This window comes from Streptosporangium sp. NPDC048886, assembly GCF_055586905.1.
This window is the reverse complement of the sequence record NZ_JBVJHH010000014.1, coordinates 122,358-140,541: the sequence shown is the minus strand read 5'-3', so window position 1 is coordinate 140,541 and position 18,184 is coordinate 122,358. Positions and strand designations below refer to the sequence as shown.

At 71.3% G+C, this 18,184-nt stretch carries 20 protein-coding genes; 2 read left to right on the top strand and 18 right to left on the bottom strand.

Annotated features, from left to right (window positions below; translation table 11 throughout):
* Nucleotides 1-106: 106 nt before the first annotated feature.
* Entirely contained in the window at nt 107-847 is a 741-nt protein-coding gene (locus ACZ6R6_RS19405) for a murein hydrolase activator EnvC family protein (RefSeq protein ID WP_470095097.1), read from the top strand.
* Between the two features lie 432 nt (nt 848-1,279).
* On the opposite strand, the gene dprA is transcribed toward ACZ6R6_RS19405, so the two are convergent.
* From dprA to rpsP, 13 genes are all read right to left on the bottom strand, one after another.
* Nucleotides 1,280-2,470 carry a DNA-processing protein DprA gene (dprA, locus tag ACZ6R6_RS19400; RefSeq protein ID WP_470095095.1) on the bottom strand — a complete coding sequence of 397 codons (1,191 nt, stop codon included), beginning with the start codon at nt 2,468-2,470 and terminating at the stop codon, nt 1,280-1,282.
* Nucleotides 2,467-4,056, bottom strand: a complete 1,590-nt coding sequence (locus tag ACZ6R6_RS19395; protein WP_470095093.1) for a YifB family Mg chelatase-like AAA ATPase — start codon at nt 4,054-4,056, stop codon at nt 2,467-2,469. The genes dprA and ACZ6R6_RS19395 overlap by 4 nt, the downstream gene beginning before the upstream one ends.
* Nucleotides 4,053-4,223: a hypothetical protein gene (locus tag ACZ6R6_RS19390; RefSeq protein ID WP_470095091.1), complete on the bottom strand. Its 171-nt coding sequence runs from the start codon at nt 4,221-4,223 to the stop codon at nt 4,053-4,055. The genes ACZ6R6_RS19395 and ACZ6R6_RS19390 overlap by 4 nt, the downstream gene beginning before the upstream one ends.
* Nucleotides 4,224-4,577 carry a YraN family protein gene (locus ACZ6R6_RS19385; protein ID WP_306856613.1) on the bottom strand — a complete coding sequence of 118 codons (354 nt, stop codon included), beginning with the start codon at nt 4,575-4,577 and terminating at the stop codon, nt 4,224-4,226.
* 109 nt (nt 4,578-4,686) lie between these two features.
* A complete protein-coding gene (locus tag ACZ6R6_RS19380) occupies nt 4,687-5,010 on the bottom strand; it encodes a DUF2469 domain-containing protein (RefSeq protein ID WP_012888569.1) in 324 nt (107 codons plus the stop codon).
* A gap of 37 nt (nt 5,011-5,047) precedes the next feature.
* Nucleotides 5,048-5,734, bottom strand: coding sequence for a ribonuclease HII (locus ACZ6R6_RS19375; RefSeq protein WP_306856609.1), 687 nt, complete (start codon nt 5,732-5,734; stop codon nt 5,048-5,050).
* A gap of 89 nt (nt 5,735-5,823) precedes the next feature.
* Nucleotides 5,824-6,450, bottom strand: coding sequence for a signal peptidase I (lepB, locus tag ACZ6R6_RS19370; RefSeq protein ID WP_470095088.1), 627 nt, complete (start codon nt 6,448-6,450; stop codon nt 5,824-5,826).
* 9 nt (nt 6,451-6,459) lie between these two features.
* A complete protein-coding gene (lepB, locus tag ACZ6R6_RS19365) occupies nt 6,460-7,323 on the bottom strand; it encodes a signal peptidase I (RefSeq protein WP_470095086.1) in 864 nt (287 codons plus the stop codon).
* A gap of 151 nt (nt 7,324-7,474) precedes the next feature.
* Entirely contained in the window at nt 7,475-7,828 is a 354-nt protein-coding gene (gene rplS / locus ACZ6R6_RS19360) for a 50S ribosomal protein L19 (RefSeq protein ID WP_470095084.1), read from the bottom strand.
* 266 nt (nt 7,829-8,094) lie between these two features.
* Nucleotides 8,095-8,862, bottom strand: coding sequence for a tRNA (guanosine(37)-N1)-methyltransferase TrmD (trmD, locus tag ACZ6R6_RS19355; RefSeq protein WP_470095082.1), 768 nt, complete (start codon nt 8,860-8,862; stop codon nt 8,095-8,097).
* Between the two features lies 1 nt (nt 8,863).
* On the bottom strand, nt 8,864-9,379 hold the full coding sequence (gene rimM, locus ACZ6R6_RS19350) for a ribosome maturation factor RimM (protein ID WP_470095080.1): 516 nt from the start codon (nt 9,377-9,379) through the stop codon (nt 8,864-8,866).
* A gap of 89 nt (nt 9,380-9,468) precedes the next feature.
* Nucleotides 9,469-9,711: an RNA-binding protein gene (locus tag ACZ6R6_RS19345; protein ID WP_012888562.1), complete on the bottom strand. Its 243-nt coding sequence runs from the start codon at nt 9,709-9,711 to the stop codon at nt 9,469-9,471.
* A gap of 1 nt (nt 9,712) precedes the next feature.
* Entirely contained in the window at nt 9,713-10,174 is a 462-nt protein-coding gene (gene rpsP / locus ACZ6R6_RS19340) for a 30S ribosomal protein S16 (RefSeq protein ID WP_470095077.1), read from the bottom strand.
* 269 nt (nt 10,175-10,443) lie between these two features.
* Here rpsP and ACZ6R6_RS19335 point away from each other — a divergent pair, with 269 nt between their 5' ends.
* The gene (locus ACZ6R6_RS19335; RefSeq protein WP_470095075.1) at nt 10,444-11,469 is read left to right on the top strand and encodes a hypothetical protein; all 1,026 of its coding nucleotides are present in this window, start codon (nt 10,444-10,446) and stop codon (nt 11,467-11,469) included.
* Nucleotides 11,470-11,704: 235 nt separating this feature from the next.
* Here the strand turns inward: ACZ6R6_RS19335 and ffh are convergent, their stop codons facing one another.
* The 5 genes from ffh to ACZ6R6_RS19310 form a co-directional block, all read right to left on the bottom strand.
* Entirely contained in the window at nt 11,705-13,258 is a 1,554-nt protein-coding gene (ffh, locus tag ACZ6R6_RS19330; RefSeq protein ID WP_470095073.1) for a signal recognition particle protein, read from the bottom strand.
* A gap of 118 nt (nt 13,259-13,376) precedes the next feature.
* Entirely contained in the window at nt 13,377-13,937 is a 561-nt protein-coding gene (locus ACZ6R6_RS19325; RefSeq protein ID WP_306858536.1) for a GTP-binding protein, read from the bottom strand.
* A gap of 13 nt (nt 13,938-13,950) precedes the next feature.
* Entirely contained in the window at nt 13,951-14,349 is a 399-nt protein-coding gene (locus ACZ6R6_RS19320; RefSeq protein ID WP_470095071.1) for a DUF742 domain-containing protein, read from the bottom strand.
* Between the two features lie 84 nt (nt 14,350-14,433).
* Nucleotides 14,434-14,847 (bottom strand): roadblock/LC7 domain-containing protein, encoded by a 414-nt coding sequence (locus ACZ6R6_RS19315; RefSeq protein ID WP_197048434.1) that lies wholly within the window; start codon nt 14,845-14,847, stop codon nt 14,434-14,436.
* 43 nt (nt 14,848-14,890) lie between these two features.
* Entirely contained in the window at nt 14,891-18,064 is a 3,174-nt protein-coding gene (locus ACZ6R6_RS19310) for a sensor histidine kinase (protein ID WP_470095069.1), read from the bottom strand.
* Nucleotides 18,065-18,184 lie beyond the last annotated feature (120 nt).

The window sequence follows — 18,184 nt, the reverse complement described above, 5'->3', positions numbered from 1 at the left end:
GGCGGCCGGACGGGGAACGGTCGATGTCCACAGCCGTGGAAGCACCCGTCCACAGAATGCCGCTCGGCGCGCTCGGGGCCGACGGGGATCTCTCATCCTCGGGAAGGTGAACCCTCTCCGTGCCCTCGGGATCCGAGCATCGCTGCCCGCCCTGCTGACCGCGCTGCTGTCCGCCGCACCGGGGGCGGCGGGTGTGCACGGCCCGATCGGCGGAAACGGCACCACCGCCCAGGGCAGCACCACCGACCCGAGCACCCAGGGCAGCGCCGGCGGCCCCCGCAGCGCCATCGCCCAGGACGGCCCGATCGGCCCTGTCAGCCGGGTCAGCCGGGTCAGCCGGGTCAGCCGGGTCAGTTCGATCGACGGGAGCGGGGCGCCCGAGCCCTGGGCCCGTTGGGACTGGCCGCTCGCCGGGCGGCCCCATGTGCTCCGCGGCTTCGCGCCTCCGGCCCAGCCCTGGCTGGCCGGGCACCGAGGGGTCGATCTCGCCGCCGCGCCCGGAGCGGAGGTTCACGCGGCCGGGGCCGGGACGGTGGGTTACGCGGGGCCGCTCGCGGAGCGGGGTGTGGTGACCGTCCTCCATGCCGACGGCCTGCGGACGACCTACCTGCCTGTCCGGCCGTCGGTACGGCGCGGCCAGACAGTGGGTCGGGGCGAGGTGATCGGTACCGTCCAGGACGTTCCCGGTCACTGCCCGGTCACCTGCCTGCACTGGGGCCTGCTCCGCGACGACCTGTATCTCGACCCGCTGCTCCTGCTGGGCCACGGCCAGGTCCGACTGCTCCCCGTCTGGCCCGCACCCCAGGGTCACGCCGGCGACGGACCAGAACCCCGACCACACCAGTAACGGGAGCGGAGCCCGACCACACCGGTGACCGACCAGGACTCCGCCCACGCCGGTGACCAGCCGGAACTCCGCTCACACCGGTGACCGACCAGGACTCCGCCCACGCCGGTGACCGACCGGAACTCCGCTCACATCAGTGACGGAGCAGGACTCCGCCCACGCCGGTGACCAGCCGGAACTCCGCTCACACCGGTGACCGACCAAGACTCTGATCACGCCGGTGACCAGCCGGAACTCCGCCCACGCCGGCGACGGACCAGGATCCGATCATGGCAGCCCCACGGTGACGCTCAATGGGGCGGCCATTGTGCGTCACCCCGTGCATCGCCGCCGGCAGCGGTCTGGGGCTCCACCGCCCCACGGAGAGGTCTCCCCGTGACGGAGCGGAGATCCCTCGTGGTGGGGAGGCGCCGCGCCTGGGGCGGATCGCGCTCATCGACCCGACGGTCTCTCGGGGCGCAGGCGCCATCCTCGGGGGACGCGCTCGATGTGTCCGGCGGCGGCCAGGCCGCCGAGACAGGACAGCACGGTCTCCAGGTCGACGCCCGCGGCGACCGCTATCGTCGCCGGGCCAGCGCCGGCCCGGGCGGGCACGGCCTCAAGGACCCTGCGGGTGTCGGGATCCAGCCGGTCGCGCGGGAGCACCGGGCCACGCGTTTCGGGGGCAAGGTCGCCGCCCATCGCACCGACAAGCTCGATCATCTCCTCGGGGGTGGTCACGCAGACGGCCGTCCCCTGCCGGATCAACCGGTGACATCCGGCCGAGGTCTGCGAGGTCACCGGCCCCGGCACGGCGGCCAGGTGGCGGTTCAGCGAGATGGCGTGCCCCGCGGTGTTGAGTGCCCCGCTGCGCACGGCCGCCTCGATCACCACGGTGCCCCGCGACAGCGCGGCGATGAGCCGGTTGCGGACCAGGAAACGCGGCCGGATCGGGGTGGCGCCCATCGGGCACTCGCTCACCAGCACCCCCTGCGAGCGCACTGCCGCGAACAGCGAGTGATGCGCGCTGGGGTAGGCGATGTCGGTGCCGCAGGCGAGCACGGCGACGGTCGGCGTCTCACCGGCGAGGGCGCCGCGGTGGACCGCCCCGTCGATGCCGTAGGCGCCGCCCGACACCACGCTCCAGCCGCGTTCGCTCAGCCCGGCTCCGAAATCTGCCGCGACATGCGTGCCGTACGGTGTGGCGGCCCGGGAGCCGACGACCGCGACCGACCGCAGGCAGGAGAAGCGCAGGTCGGCCTCGCCGTGGAGCCAGAGGGCGTGGGGACCGGACTCGCCCAGGTCGCCCAGCTGGGTCGGCCATTCGGGGTCGCCGGGGATCACCAGGCGGGCCCCGTGGCGCTCCCCTTCGGCCAGGTCACGGGCGGGATCGGCCGTCTCCAGCCGGGCCGCCCAGGAGGCGAACATCCGCTCAAGCCTGGCCGCGAGCCGCTCCTGCCGCGGGCCGGCCGGGCCCGGGCGGTGGGAGCGTGTGAACCACCGGGTGAACTCCGGATCGGGGCGTCCCCGGCGGACCTGGTCGACGGCGGCCTGCGGGCCTCGGGAGGCGACGAGCCTGCCCATCACCTCGTCACCGGGCTCGGCCAGCCGCATCAACGTGACCCGGGCGAGCCGCTCGCTCACCGCTCCTCCCCCAGCCACAGTCCGAGCGCGGTGTTGGTCTCCTCGACCTCCGGTCTGTCCCTGCCGCCGAGGTCGGCCAGGGTCCAGGCCACCCTGAGCACCCGGTCCAGCCCCCGGGCGCTCAGCTCGCCGCTGTCCAGGCAGCGGAGCAGGGGTGACATCGCATCGGGTCGCGGGCGGTATTCGGCGTGGAGCGCACGGGTCGGCATCTCCGCGTTGCACCGCCACGGCCTGCCCGCGAACCGCTTGGCGGCACGTCCGCGGGCCAGGAGCACCCGCTCGGCCACCACCCGGCTCGGCTCGATGAACCGGCGGTCGGCGAGGAGCTCGCGCCGGGTCGACCGGTGGAGGGTGGCCTTGACGTCGATCCGGTCGAGCAGCGGGCCGGAGAGCCTGGACAGGTAGCGACGGCGGACCGCGGGGGTGCACCGGCACGGGTCCTCGGGACTGGACGGCTGCGCGCACGGGCACTGGTTGGCGGCCAGCACCAGCATGAACCTGGCGGGGAAGGTGACCGAGCCCAGCGCCCTGGAGACCGTCACCCGGCCCGATTCGAGCGGCTGCCTGAGCGAGTCGAGGACGGTCGCCGGATATTCGGGGGCCTCGTCCAGGAACAGGACTCCCCGGTGGGCGATCGACACCGCGCCCGGGCGGATCACCCCGCTGCCCCCGCCGATGACGGCCGCGACGGTCGCGGTGTGGTGGGGCGCCACGAACGGCGGGCGGGTCAGCAGCGGGCGGTCCGCCGGCAGCACCCCGGCGACCGAGTGGATCGCGGTCACCTCCAGCGCCGCGTCCCGATCCAGCGGCGGGAGCAGGGTGGGCAGCCGCTCGGCGAGCATCGTCTTGCCGGTGCCCGGCTGGCCCAGCATCCAGAAGTTGTGGCCGCCGGCGGCGCAGACCTCCAGCGCGCGGCGGGCGGCGGGCTGGCCGGCCACGTCGCCGAGGTCGGGGGCGCTCTCGGAGGGGCCGTCCGGGACGAGCGAGCGCGCGCCGTCCGATCCGCCGGCGGGGCCGGGGAGCCCGGTGGGCGGGGCGTGCTCGGCCAGGGGCACGTTGACCGGGTCGTCACTGCGCAGCCAGCTCACCAGCTCACCCAGTGTGGCGACGGGGATCACGGTCACATCCGGCACGAGCGCGGCCTCGGCGGCGTTGTGCGCGGGGACCACGACGGTGCTCGCCCCGGCCTCGGCCCCGGCCGCGGCGAGCACGGCGGGCAGCACCCCGCGCACCGGTCTCACCGAGCCGTCGAGACCGAGCTCGCCGAGGAAGAACAGCCGGGCGACCTTGGCGCGGGGCACGGCCCCGGCCGCCGCGAGCAGGGCCACGGCGATCGCCAGGTCGAAGACGCTTCCGCGCTTGGGCAGGCTGGCGGGGAACAGGCTGACGGTGATCCGCGCGTCGGGCCATCCGTAGCGGCTGTTGACCACGGCCGAGCGGACCCGGTCACGCGCCTCGCTCAGCGCGGTGTCCAGCATGCCGATGAGGTGCAGGCCCGCCATACCGGCGCCGACGTCGGCCTCGACGTCGACGAGGTGGCCTGCCACCCCGACCAGCGCGATGCAGCGGGTGCGGGCGACGGTCACGGTGTCGCCTCCTGGGCGGCGCGCATGGGGCGCAGCCGGTCCGGGCGGCGGTCCGGAACGGGGCCGTGACCGCCCCTGGGCATGCCCAGGGGGCCGGCGAGCCGGTGGAAGCCCGCCTCGGGCGAGGCGGCCGTCGGCCGGAGCAGCGAGCGGCGGGGCTCGGGCACCTAGCACACCCCCCGCTCGTGGCGGAGGACGAGATCTCCGGCGAACCGCTCCAGGGCGATGACGTCGACACGGATGGAGCCGTATCGCTCAGGCCGCGTGGCCAGCCATCTGACCGCGAGCCTGCGCAGGCGGGAGAGCTTCGCCTCGGTGACCGCCTCGAAGGCGGTGCCGTGACTGCGGCCGGAGCGGGTCTTCACCTCCACCACGACGAGTGCCCGCCCCTCCCGGGCGACCACGTCGATCTCCCCGTCCGGGCACCGCCAGTTGCGATCCAGGATCTGCATGCCGTGCGCCAGCAGATAGTCGACGGCGACCTGTTCGCCGTGCCTGCCGAGCTCGTCCTTCGCGGCCATGGAACCACCTCCGGTCCCAGACCTTCGCTCAGCTCGCCCCGGTCCCGGCAGACCGGATCCGATTCTGTGGATAATCAGCCGGACGCGGGCCGCGCCTGTGGAGAACTCCTCAGTTGGAGAAACCCTCCTTGGGCATCTCGAGATCCGGCTTGGCCAGCTCCTCGACGTTGACGTCCTTGAAGGTGACCACGCGGACGTTCTTCACGAATCTCGCCGGTCGGTACATGTCCCAGACCCAGGCGTCCTGCATCTTCACGTCGAAGAACACGTCGCCGTTCTCGGCCGTCCGGACGTCGAGGTCGACGGAGTTGGTCAGATAGAAGCGCCGCTCGGTCTCCACGACGTAGGTGAACAGTCCGACGACGTCGCGGTACTCACGGTAAAGCTGCAGCTCCATCTCGGTTTCGTATTTCTCGAGATCTTCTGCGCTCATACCGATCCTCCTGTTGCACGCCTTCCGGCCCGCCCGATCAGGCGAGACCGGCCCCCATTTCATTCTCACCCATCAGCCCACCGGGCCCGGACCGCGCCACCGTCGCGAACGAGAATCGGTGGGCCGGACACGGGCCGTGAGTTTCGAGCGCCCTGCGATGGCTCACGGTGCCATACCCCTTGTGCACGGCGAAACCGTACTCGGGATGGCGCTCGTCGAGCGCGGTCATCATCCTGTCGCGTGTCACCTTCGCCACGATCGAGGCGGCCGCCACGCAGGCCGCCACCTGGTCTCCCTTCCACACTCCGAGCGACGGCACGGGCAGGCCCGAGACGGGGAACCCGTCGGTGAGCACGTAGCCGAGGTCACAGGACAACCGGGCGACGGCCCGGCGCATTCCCTCGATGTTGGATCTGTGCAGGCCGCGCGCGTCGATGTCGGCCGGTGGGATCACCACCACGCTGACCGCCTCCGCGGCCGCCATGATCAGCTCGTACAGCGACTCGCGCCGGGAGACGGTGAGCAGCTTGGAGTCGTTCAGGCCGCCGATCCGGCGGCTGAGGACCACCGCGGCGACCACCAGCGGGCCGGCGCAGGCGCCCCGGCCGGCCTCGTCGACCCCGGCCACGGGACCCAGCCCACGGCGGGCCAGAGCCCGCTCGTAGCCGTACAGTCCCGAATCCCGCCGGACCACACTCGGCGTGGGGCGGAACGCAACCGTCATGGCACCACGGCAGACATAGCGACCATGACCCGAGAGTACGCCCCATCCGGACCGTTCGGTACTGCTATCTCACCTTGGCGGGGCTGTCCCTACTTCGCCGTGGCGAAGATCTCCGGCTTGGCGAAGACCTCGGGCGTCGAGAGGGTCGTCGCGCGGGAGAACGGCCAGAAGATCGCGAAGGCCCGGCCGATCACGTCGTCCTCGGAGATCGTGCCCTCGCCCTCCTGCTCCTCGTGGTCGCGCGAGTCCGCGGAGGCCGAGCGGTGGTCGCCCATGACCCAGAGCCGCCCCTCGGGCACGACCTTCTCGAACTTGCCGCCCGCGGCGAAGTCGTCGGGGTGCAGGTAGGCCTTCTCGTCGATCGGGACCCCGTTGACGGTGATCCGGTCCTGGGCGTCACAGCACTTCACGGTGTCGCCGCCGACCGCGATGACCCGTTTGATGGTGTCACCGCCCGGCCAGCCCTTGAAGACCACCACGTCACCGCGCTCGGTCTCACCGTGCAGCTTGTTGACGATCACCCGGTCGCCTTCCCGCAGGGTGTTCTCCATCGACTCCGACGGGATCTTGAAGGGCTGAACGACGAACGCCTGCAGCAGCAGCGCCACCACCACGCCGGACGCGATCAGGGCGACCGTCTCGCGCAGTCTGCCCTTGCGAGGTTCCGCCTTCCTGCTCTCGGATTCCGCGGGCTTGCTCTCGGGTTCCACAGTCATGAGGTACGGCTACCGCCTTGAAAGCCGACGACGCCACAGCACCAGCGGCACGGCCCCCGCGAGGCCGCCGAGGAGCGGGACCGCTCCGGCCGCGGCGGACGCCTTGAGCGCGGGCTGCTGGAAGGTGTCGGGGATGGGGAGGATCTTAGCTCTGGAGAAGGGCCACACGATCACGAAGGCACGGCCGACCACCTTGTCCACCGGGATCGTCCCGCCGCCGGGGTCGCCGGTGTGGGAGCGGGAGTCGAGGGAGACCGCGCGGTGGTCGCCCATGACCCACAGGCGGCCCTCCGGGACCTTGACCTCGAAGGGATCGCGGGAGGCCAGGTCACCCGGGTAGAGGTAGTCCCGCTCGTCGAGGGGCACCCCGTTGACCGTGACCCGCCCCTGGACGTCACAGCACTTCACGGTGTCGCCGTGGACGCCGATGACGCGCTTGATGTAGTCCTTCTCGCCGGGGACCACGCCGAAGGCGGTGCCGACCCAGCGGAAGAAGGCGGAGACCGGGTTGGACGGCTCCGGCAACCGGACCTCGCCGTCCCAGGAGTCCACGCCGGAGAAGACCACGATGTCACCGCGCTCGATGTCACGGGTGTGGTAGACGAGCTTGTTCACCAGCACCCGGTCGTTCGTCAGGAGGGTGTTCTCCATCGACTCCGACGGGATGTAGAACGCCTGGATCACGAAGGTCTTGATCAACAGCGCGAGGAGCAGCGCGACGACGACCAGGACGGGGAGCTCCTTCCAGAAGGAGCCCTTCTTCTTGTCCTTGTCGCTCTCGGCGGTCTTCTGTGCGTCTTCGGCGACCACGCCCACCTCGTCCTCGACAGGCCGACGCGAGGCCGCGCCGTACTCCCGGTCTTCGCTAGTCATCGTGACGAGCCTAGATGATGGCCGATGTCATCCGACTGCCCGCCGGGTCACCATGGCTATGCGTCTTGCCCATAGGAGGTCAAAACCCTCCTTGCACACGGCTGGCCCGCACCCCGGGAGGGGGACGGGCCAGGACGGCACGGCGCGGGCTCTAGCGGGCGTCGCGCTTCTCGCGGATGCGGGCGGCCTTGCCGCGCAGGTCGCGCATGTAGTAGAGCTTGGCGCGGCGGACGTCGCCACGGGTCACCAGGGTGATCTTCTCGATGACCGGGCTGTGCACCGGGAAGGTGCGCTCGACGCCGACGCTGTAGCTGACCTTGCGGACGGTGAAGGTCTCACGGGCGCCACTGCCCTGGCGACGCAGGACGAAGCCCTTGAAGACCTGGACACGGGAGCGGGTGCCCTCGATCACTCGGACGTGCACTTCGAGCGTGTCACCGGGGCGGAAGTCCGGGATGTCGCTGCGGAGCGTGGCCTTCTCAAGCTCAGTGATCAGCGTGTGCATGGCAGTGGTACCTCATTTACGCGAGCACCCGGAGGTCCATCCGGCCGCGACGGAGCGGCATCGTGACGGACACGCGTGCTGAATTGGACTGTGTCTTGGGAGTCAGGCCCTGCCCGACGGCGCGCGCCAACCAGCGGACAGTCGGCGGCAACGGTTCAGTCTGCCATATTTTCGCGACCGACCGGAAATCAACCAGTCAGAACGCCCCGGCGGCCCGGTCCCGGAGCCCGGGGACGGCGGGCGGCCCGCCGCCCCGGCCCCCGCGGTCAGCCGGAGAAGCCGAGCTCCGCCAGGACCTGGCGGTCATGCTTGTCCAGGCTCTCCGGATCGAGCGCCGACAGCAGCTCGGGCCGGTTCTTCGCGGTACGGCGGAGCGCCTCGTCCCGCCGCCACCGGGCGATCTTCCCGTGGTGGCCGGAGAGCAGGATCTCCGGGACCTCGCGCCCCCGCCACTCGGGCGGCTTGGTGTGGACCGGCCCCTCCAGGAGGTTCTCCATCGCCCCCGGCGCGAACGAGTCGTCCACGGCCGAGTGGGCGTTGCCGAGCACGCCGGGCAGCAGCCGCCCGACGGCCTCCACCATCACCAGCACCGCCACCTCGCCGCCGGCGAGCACGTAGTCGCCGACGCTGACCTCGTCCACGCGCATGCGCGAGCCGTACTCGGCCATGACCCGGGAGTCGATGCCCTCGTAGCGGGCCGGGGTGAACAGCAGCCACGGCTCGCGGGCGTACTCCATGGCCAGCTTCTGGGTGAAGGGCACCCCGCTGGGGGTCGGCACGATGATCCGGGGCTGCGCGCCGGGGCCGGCGGCGAGGACGGTGTCGATGGCCTCGCCCCACGGCTCGGGCTTCATCACCATTCCGGGCCCGCCCCCGTAGGGGGTGTCGTCCACCGTGCGGTGCACGTCGTGGGCCCAGTCGCGGAGCTGGTGGAGGTGGACGTCGAGGATGCCGCGCTCGCGGGCCTTGCCGATGAGGGAGACGTCGAGCGGGGCGAAGTATTCGGGGAAGATCGAGATGACGTCGATGCGCATGTCAGACGGCCTGGTCCGGATCGAGCAGACCGGCGGGCCCGTCCACGACGAGGAGGCCCTCGTCCAGGTCGATCACGGGGACCAGCGCCTTCACGAACGGCACGTAGACCTCGGCCGTGCCCCGCCGTACGACGAGCAGGTCCTGACCGTGGTGGAGGACGTCGGTCACCTCCCCGACCCGCTCGCCGTCGGGGGTGACCACGGCGAGGCCGATGAGCTGGTGGTCGTAGAACTCGTCGGGGTCCTCGGAGGGCGGGATGTCCGCCGAGTCGATGACGAGCGTGGTGCCGCGGAGCGCCTCGGCGCGGTCGCGGTCGTTGACGCCCTCGAACCTGACCAGCAGGACTCCCGAGTGCCAGCGCCGGGACTCGACGACGAGCGGACCGGTCGACGCGGGGTCGGTGGCGACGGCCGTGCCCGGGGCGAAACGCCCCTCCGGGTCATCGGTGCGGACCTCCACGGACACGTCGCCGCGGAGTCCGTGCGGGCGGCCGATCCGGCCTATGACAAGCTGCACGCCCGCCTCCCAAAGTTAGTCGTGTGTGGCAGAAAGCAAACGGGCCACCCACTGGATGGGTGACCCGTTCACTCGATGGATCGCGTCGGCTAGCGGGCCTCGTTCAGGTCGAGCAGATCGACCCGGACGTATTTGCCGTCGCCCAAGGCGTTCACGACGGTGCGCAGCGCCTTGGCCGTACGGCCACCACGGCCGATGACCTTGCCGAGGTCCTCGGGGTGGACCCGGACCTCAAGCACACGCCCGCTGCGGATGCGGCGAGCGTGAACCTGGACCTCGTCGGGATGTTCGACGATGCCCTTCACCAGGTGCTCGAGGGCCTCCTCGAGCATCTCAGGCCTCGCCTTCCGGCTTCTCCTCCGCGACCGGCTCAGCCGGGGTCTCAGCGGCGGTCTCGTCGGCCTTCACCGGCTTCTTGGCCGACTTCTTCGGCGTGGTGGCGGCGGCGTCCAGGGACAGCGCCTCCTTGGCCGCGGCCTCGTAGGCGGCGTGACGGTCGGCCTTGGGCTCGGCGACCTTGAGCGGAGCCGGAGCCGGCTCGCCCTTGAACTTCTGCCAGTCACCGGTGAGCTTGAGGAGCTTCAGCACGGGCTCGGTCGGCTGCGCGCCGACACCCAGCCAGTAAGCCGCCCGCTCGGCATCGATCTCGATGCGCGAGGGGTTCTCCTTCGGGTGGTACAGGCCGATCTCCTCGATCGCCCGGCCGTCACGCTTGGTGCGGCTGTCGGCGATGACAATGCGGTACTGCGGGTTGCGGATCATGCCGAGCCGCTTGAGCTTGATCTTGACTGCCACTGGTGTGGTCTCTCCTGCATTAGAGCGTGGGTGAACGGCTTCTCGTCGAGTGGGGCACGAGGAGAGGACCGTCCGTAGGGACAGGCGCGGCACGCGGGGGTGAGAGGGCACCCACGTGGTCACGATGTTCCAACATGTCATTGTGCCAGATGTACGGGAGTGCCCAGCCAAACAACGCCCATTCCGTCCGGCCCGCAGAGGGCAAATCTCGGTAATCACCGTGTGTCCGGGGCACCGGCCGGAGCGCCCTGCTGCGCTAAATGGCCGCCGTGGCAACCACCCTGAGATCCCTGCTGCTGACCGCGACCGGTTCCCTCGCCGTCCTGGGCGCCGTGCTGGCCATGAGAGCGTCCGCCGCCACCGGCGGATCGGTCCTGGCCAGAGGCGTCGAACTGGAGGTCCACGGCATTCCCGCACTCGGCCAGGAGGCGTTCGCCGGCAGTTGGGGCCGCGCCTTCGCCGGCCCCTCCGGGGGTGAGGACGACGGCGACTGGGCGGACCCCGACGGCGTCCGGGCCTTCGTCTCACTGGGCGGCAGGCGGCTGCGGGCGAGGGTCGCCGCGCCGGTCTCCTGGGAGGCGACCAGCCGGTTCGACGTCAGGCGGCTCAGGCTCAACCCCCGAGCCGGGCAGCCGCTGCTGGTGACGGGCACGGTGACGACCGGCGTCAGGTGGCGGCCGTCCGGTCCGGCGAGCGCCTCGGTCCTGGCCGCGCCCGGTAGCGTGACCGTGCTCGGCCGGCCGGTCGAGGCGGGCACGACGGTCATCCCGGCGACGGGCGCCCAGCTCGGCTACCCCGGGGTCGGGAGCGCGGTGCTCACCGTCGTCAGGACCGACGTACGGCGGACCGCCCCGCGCGCCGAGGCCGGGATGACCCTCGCGATCAGCGGGCGCATGCTCGACGCCTCGGGCGGCCTCCTCCACGACGGGCCCCTGGCCGAGGTGACCCTCGGCGGCACCGGTGTCCACTGCGCCGGCGCCGGCGTGCCACCGCGTCCCGCCCCGTCTCCGGCGTCGGACTTCACACCGAGCCTCGCCCCGTTCTCCGAGCCCGCGCCGGCCGTCACTCCGGCACCGGCGCCCGGCCCGCTCCCGGGACCCGCCGCCACCCCGGCACCCGTCCCGTTCTGGGCACCCGCCTCCTCCTCTGGGCCGGCCGCCTCGCCCGTCTTCTCCGCGGGCTCCTCGGGGCCGGTCACCGCACCGGTCACCGTCCCGGCCGCCGCACCGGCCTCCGTCGAGTCGCTGCTGAGTGCGCTGGCCGCCCCGGCCGGCTGCGCACGGCCTCCGGCCTGAGCGTCCGGACGACCAGGCGGGGATGGCCCGGGACGGCCGTGCAGGGTGGTCCGGGATGACCGTGCGGGGGTGAACGGGACGACATGCGGAGCGGGGGCGGCGGATCTCTCCGCCGCCCCCGCTCCGAGGTCCTACTTGGGCCGCACTCCCAGCAGTTCGAGTGTCGCCAGGATGATGAAGCCCACCATGATGACCAGCCAGATCCATCCGGCCCGTCGGTGGAACTTGCCGTCGCTCACTTCTGCCCGGGGAACTTGAACTTCGAGGGGTCGAAGCCCGGCGGCAGCTCCAGGCCCGGCGGGAGCTGACCGGCCCCCAGCTTGCCGAGGGCGCCACCCGGCTTGGGGGCGCCGTCGGAAGCGTCGGCGGAGGGGGCCTTGCCGAGAGCCGCCTTGCGCGGGTCACCACTGACCCGCCGGCCCTTGGCCGCCTTCTTCTGCGCGGCCTTGTTGGCCTTGCGCCCGCCGGGCATGCCGGGGATGCCCATCCCGCCGGCCATCCGCTTCATCATCTTCTGGGCGTCGAAGAAGCGGGTCACCAGGCCGTTCACCTCGGTCACCGTCACGCCGGAGCCCTTGGCGATGCGGGCCCGGCGGGAGCCGTCGATCATCTTGGGGTTCTGGCGCTCGGCCGGGGTCATCGAGCGGATGATGGCGGCGATGCGGTCGAGGTCACGGTCGTCGACCTGGTTGAGCTGCTCGCGCATCTGCCCCATGCCGGGCATCATGCCGAGCAGGTTCTTGATGGGGCCCATCTTCTGGACCATCATCATCTGCTCGAGGAAGTCCTCCAGCGTGAAGCCCTCGCCCGAGGTGAGCTTGCCCGCCATCTTGGCGGCCTCGGCCTCGTCGAAGGTCTTCTGGGCCTGCTCGATCAGGGTGAGGATGTCGCCCATGTCGAGGATGCGGGAGGCCATCCGGTCCGGGTGGAAGGCGTCGAAGTCTTCGAGCTTCTCACCGGTGGAGGCGAACATGATCGGCTTGCCGGTGATGTGGCGGACCGACAGGGCGGCGCCGCCACGGGCGTCACCGTCGAGCTTGGTGAGCACGACGCCGTCGAAGCCGACGCCCTCCATGAACGCCTGGGCCGTGGAGACGGCGTCCTGACCGATCATGGCGTCGACGACGAACAGGACCTCGTCGGGCGAGACCGCGTCGCGGATGTCGGCGGCCTGCTTCATCAGCTCCTGGTCGATGCCCAGGCGGCCGGCGGTGTCGATGATGACGATGTCGTGCTGCTGCCGCCGGGCGTGGTCGATCGACTGGCGGGCCACCTCGATCGGGTCCCCGACGCCGTTGCCCGGCTCGGGCGCGTAGACCGCGACGCCGGCGCGCTCGGCCATGACCTGGAGCTGCTGGACCGCGTTGGGACGCTGGAGGTCGGCGGCGACCAGCATGGGCGTGTGGTTCTGGTCCCGCAGCCAGCGGGCGAGCTTGCCCGCCAGCGTGGTCTTACCGGCACCCTGGAGACCCGCGAGCATGATGACGGTCGGCGGGGTCTTCGCGTAGCGGAGCCGCCGGGTCTCGCCGCCGAGGATCTCGATCAGCTCGTCATTTACGATCTTGACGACTTGCTGCGCGGGGTTCAGCGCCTGGGAGACCTCGACACCGCGGGCGCGCTCCTTGACCTGGGCGACGAACGTCTTGACCACGGGCAGCGCGACGTCAGCCTCAAGCAACGCGATGCGGATCTCACGGCAGGTGGCGTCGATGTCGGCATCCGACAGCCGCCCCTTGGAACGGAGGGAGGAGAAGACCGATGTAAGCCGGTCGGAAAGCGTCTCGAACACGTGATTGGCCAGCCTCTGCGCTACAGGTCTGCGACTCGACCCCCCAGCCTATCCGTTGGGAGGCGCCACTAACGCCCCTACGGTCGGCGTCCCCGCGCGGGAACGCCTGCCCGCGTGGTCAGCGCCCCCATCCGGGAACGGCCATCCGCATGGTCAGCGCGTGCTCCACCAGCGTGATGAGCGTGGCCTTCACCGCGTCGCGCGAGCGCGCGTCGGTCCGTGAGATCGGGATGTGCGGCGCCAGTGTCAGCGCCTCGCGCACCTCTTCCTCACCGTGCGGGTAGGTCCCGTCCCAGCCGTTGACCGCGACCACGAACGGGAGCTTGGCCTCCTCGAAGTAGTCGATCGCCGGGAAGCTGTCGGCCAGCCGCCGGGTGTCGACCAGCACGATCGCGCCGATCGCGCCGCGCACGAGGTCGTCCCACATGAACCAGAACCGGTGCTGGCCCGGCGTGCCGAACAGGTACAGGATCAGATCCCGGTCCAGCGATACACGGCCGAAGTCCATCGCGACCGTGGTGGTGGTCTTGTTCGGCGTGAGACCGAGGTCGTCGATGCCGGCGCTGGCGTCGGTCATCACCGCCTCGGTGGTCAGCGGCAGGATCTCCGAGACCGCTCCCACGAACGTGGTCTTTCCCACACCGAATCCACCGGCGACGACGATCTTCGTCGATGTCAGGCCGCCGCCGCGGCTAGAGCCTGCGAAGTCCACTGAGCACCCTTTCCAGCAGGTTGAGATCCGGCTTGCCCGCGTCCAGCTGCGGCTGATGCAGCTGGACCAGGCCCTCGGCCGCCATGTCCGCGACCAGGATCCGGGTCACGCCGAGCGGGATGCGGAGCATCGCGGAGATCTCAGCGACCGAACGCACTTGCCGGCACAGGGCGCTGATCGCCTGATACTCCGGAGTGCGGGTGGACAGATCATGATGTGCGGACGTCGCCGAGGAGACCAGGGCCTCCATGGCGAGCTGGGTCCGGGGGGCGGTGCGCCCCCCGGTCACGGCATATGGCCGGACCAGGGAGCTCTGCTCCGCCGGCGCCGGTTGCATGAGATGTGAAGGACCACCCTGTTGCCGATAGAGATCGTCCATCGACTGATAAGGCGACCCGCCTAACGGGTCACCCTCACCGGTCCAACCGCGGCCTGCCACGGCATCCTCCTAGGATCATCGCCCTCACCTGGGGTGGGAGGCCTGGAGTTCGGCGCGGACGGCCGGTGTGAGCACCTGGCCCGCTCGTTCGACAAGCAAGGTCATCTGATAGGCCACCAGCCCCATGTCACAGTCGGCGGCGGCCAGCACGGCGAGACAGGAACCGTCACTGATCGACATGATGAGGAGCAGCCCTCGCTGCATCTCCACCACCGTCTGGGTGACCGCCCCGCCCTCGAAGACCCTGGAAGCACCCTGGGTCAGGCTGATCAGACCGGCCGCGACCGCCGCCAGCTGATCCGCCCTGTCCCGGGGAAATCCATCGGAATACGCCAACGGCAGACCGTCCGCCGACACCACGACCGTGTGCGCCACGCCTGGGACGTTGTTCACAAAGTCAGTGATCAGCCAATTGACCCCCCGGGCGGCCTGGCTCATTTCGCGCACGTGTCATCCTCCTTGGCGACCATGATGAGCTCGCTCACCGGTCCTCCTTGTTTCCTTCAACATCCCGGCCGAAGTCGGGATACGGCTGCCCGTCACCGGCCTCGCCCCGGGCCGCCGCGCGGCCCTGCCGTACTCCCTTCTGGAAGCTCGCCAGCCTGTTGCGCACCGCCTCCGGGGAGACGGTCGGCCGGAGCACGGGGGTCTGCGAGGCCGCGCCCGCGTCGGGTGCGGCCGTGCCCGGCACCAGGTTCGCCTTGGGCACCCGCTTGGGCAGCCCGGAACCGGTGATCCCGCCGAGCGAGGGCTCGCTCGCCGCCTGGGCCGCCTGCCAGCCCGCGTCCGCTGGTGAGGACCAGGCGTCGGACGCCGGCGCGGGCGCCGGCGCGTCCGCTTCCTTGAGCTCCTCGGTCAGGTCCTGGACCGGGGCGACGGGCTCGACCTTCCTGAACCAGTCGGACTCGACCGCGGCGAAGATCGGCAGGAACTCCTCCTTCGCCTCTTCCATGGGCGAGGAGTCGCGGACCACGGGCAGCGGGCCGGTGTTGTCGGCCACTTCGAAGGAGCGCCGTTCGAACGGCCCCGGGTCGGCCGTGGACGGCCAGCCCACCGAGTCGCCCTCACGGGACGGAGGTTCGGGCCAGACTCCGGAGTCGCCGCCGCGCATCGGCGCGTTCGACCACATCCCGGAGTCGCCCTCACGGGACGGCGGGCCAGGCCACGCCCCGGAGTCGCCCTCACGGGAGGGCGGGTTCGACCACATCCCGGAGTCGCCCTCACGGGAGGGCGGGCCGGGCCAGACTCCGGAGTCGCCACCGCGCGCCGGCGGGTTCGACCACACTCCGGTGTCGGCCTGGGAGGTGTTCGGCCAGCCGGGGTCGGCGCCCGGCGGCGGCACGTGGCCGGGCCAGGGGGTGTCGACCGGCGCCTGACCGAAGTAGCCGCCGCCCAGGGAGGACTGCGGGGCCTCGAAGGAACCGAGCTGTCCGATGTCGAAGGAGTTGAAGGAGTGCTGGGCGGCGTCGAAGGAGGCGAACGCCGGCTGCGCGGGGTCGAGCCCGGTGGGACTGGCCAGCGCCGGCGCCCGGTCCATCGAGCCGGCGGCCCCGGCCCAGTCGCCGCCCGGCACCTGACGGGCGACGGAACCGGAGAGCAGGGCCTCGGGGAGCAGCACCATGGCAGTCAGGCCGCCGCTGTCCTGCTGGCGGAGCTGCACGCGGATGCCGTGCCGCAGCGCCAGCCGGCCGACCACGAACAGGCCCATGCGGCGGGAGACCGAGACGTCCACCACCGGCGGGTTGGCCAGCCGCCAGTTGGCCCGGCCGAGCTCCTCGGGGGTCATGCCGATGCCGATGTCGGTGACCGAGACCATCACGCCGCCACCGTCGATGCGGTTGCTGGAGACGACGACCTTGGTCTCCCGGGGGGAGAAGGAGATCGCGTTCTCCACCAGCTCGGCGATCAGGTGCACGACGTCGTTGACGGAGGTGCCGACCACGGACACGCCGCCGGAGATCCGCAGGTCCACCCGCTCGTAGTTCTCGACCTCCGACAGTGAGGCGCGGACCACGTCGATCAGGGGGATGGGCTGGCTCCACCGGCGCGCGGGCTCCTGGCCGGCGAGGACCAGGAGGTTCTCGGAGTTGCGGCGCATGCGGGTGGCCAGGTGGTCGAGCCGGAAGAGGCTGCCGAGACGGTTCTCGTCCTGCTCGCCCTGCTCCAGGTTCTCGATGAGGGAGAGCTGCCGTTCGACCAGGGTCTGGGTGCGCCGGGAGAGGTTGACGAACATCGCGTTGACGTTGCTCCGCAGCGTCGCCTCCTGGCCCGCCAGGCGGACCGCCTCACGGTGGACCTCGTCGAAGGCGCGGGCCACCTGGCCGATCTCGTCATCGGAGGCCACTCCGATCGGGATGACGTCCTCGGCCGCGGCCTCGCCGCTCTCGCGCATGCTCTGCACGGTCTCCGGCAGGCGCTCGCCGGCGATGAACAGCGCCTCGGTGCGCAGCGTGCGCAGCGGCCTGACCAGCGACCGCGCCATGATCGAGGTGATGATCAGGACGAGGATGAGCAGCAGTACGCTCAGCCCTCCGGCGATCAGCGCGCCACGCTGCTCGTCCTCCTGCAGGACGCGGCTCTGCGCGATCAGGGTGTCGGCGATCTGCTTCTCCACCGTGCGCATCCGGTCGATGCCGTCGGAGGAGGCGTCGAACCAGGTCGTCTGGTCGCCGGCACCGGTCCTGGAGACGTCGACGCGGACGAGCGGGGAGCCGTCGACGGCCAGGACGAGGGCACGGGCGCGCATGGACTCCGCGCGGTCCTTCTTCTGGCTGCTCACGGTGTCGTCGTAGAGCTGCCGCTGGGTGATCGACGCGTCGGAGCGGAAGGTCGCCAGCTCGCTGTCGCGCTGCGCGCGGGCGGCCAGCATGGCGTTCAGGCCCTCGGAGGTGAACCCTCTGGCCGCGAGGGCGACGGCGAGGTTCGCCCGTTCCCTGGACGCCTGCTCCTTGGCCCTGGCCAGCGCTCCGAAGGCGGACGCGCTGCCGACGAGCTCCTGGTCGGCGACACCCTGGATGATCTCGTCGTGCAGGGCCAGCAGGTCGGCGATCGTCCGGGAGTACATGGCGATCGTGGGCTGGGCGGGGAGGTGGGTGCCGACCGCGGTCTTGCGTACGCTGCCGAGCTCCTCGATGCGGCTGCGCATCTGGGCGAGCTCGCTCCGGCCGCGCTCGCCGAAGCCCTCGGCGGCACTGCTGCCGGTGATGATGTCGATGCGGTCTTTCACGCTCTTGGCCGCCTGGTCGACGGCCTTGTACTGCTCCTGCAGCCTCGCCCTGCCGGTGCTGCCGCGGCCCTGGGCGACGAACCGGGCCGACAGGTCGCGCTCGGTCTCCAGGTTGTGCGCCAGCTCGCTCAGGTCGGCGACGAGCTCGGCGCTGGTGCGCACCTGCTCGTACTGGGCGGCGGTGCTGATCGAGGTGACCACCCGCAGACCGCCCAGGACGATCGCGGCGGCGGTGGGGATGACGATGAGCGCGATCAGCCGCGTCCGCACGCGCCAGTTCTTGAGCGCGAGCTTGCTGCCGTTCTTCTCGGTCCCACGATCACCGAGGTCCGGAGCCGGGCCGCCCTCCGGCGGCACCCCCTCGGCGTCGAATGCCGGGGGAGATTCCGCCCCGGATTCGCGTTCGCTGGGGATTGACGCTGTCCTCACTGGCCTCCGCTACCTCTCCTCGGATCGTCTGCTTGGAGGGGATCGCGTCACGCATTTGATGTGCAGGTGACGCCGACGCATCCATGGGGTAGGGGTTATTGGAGCACAGCCGGAAGAGTT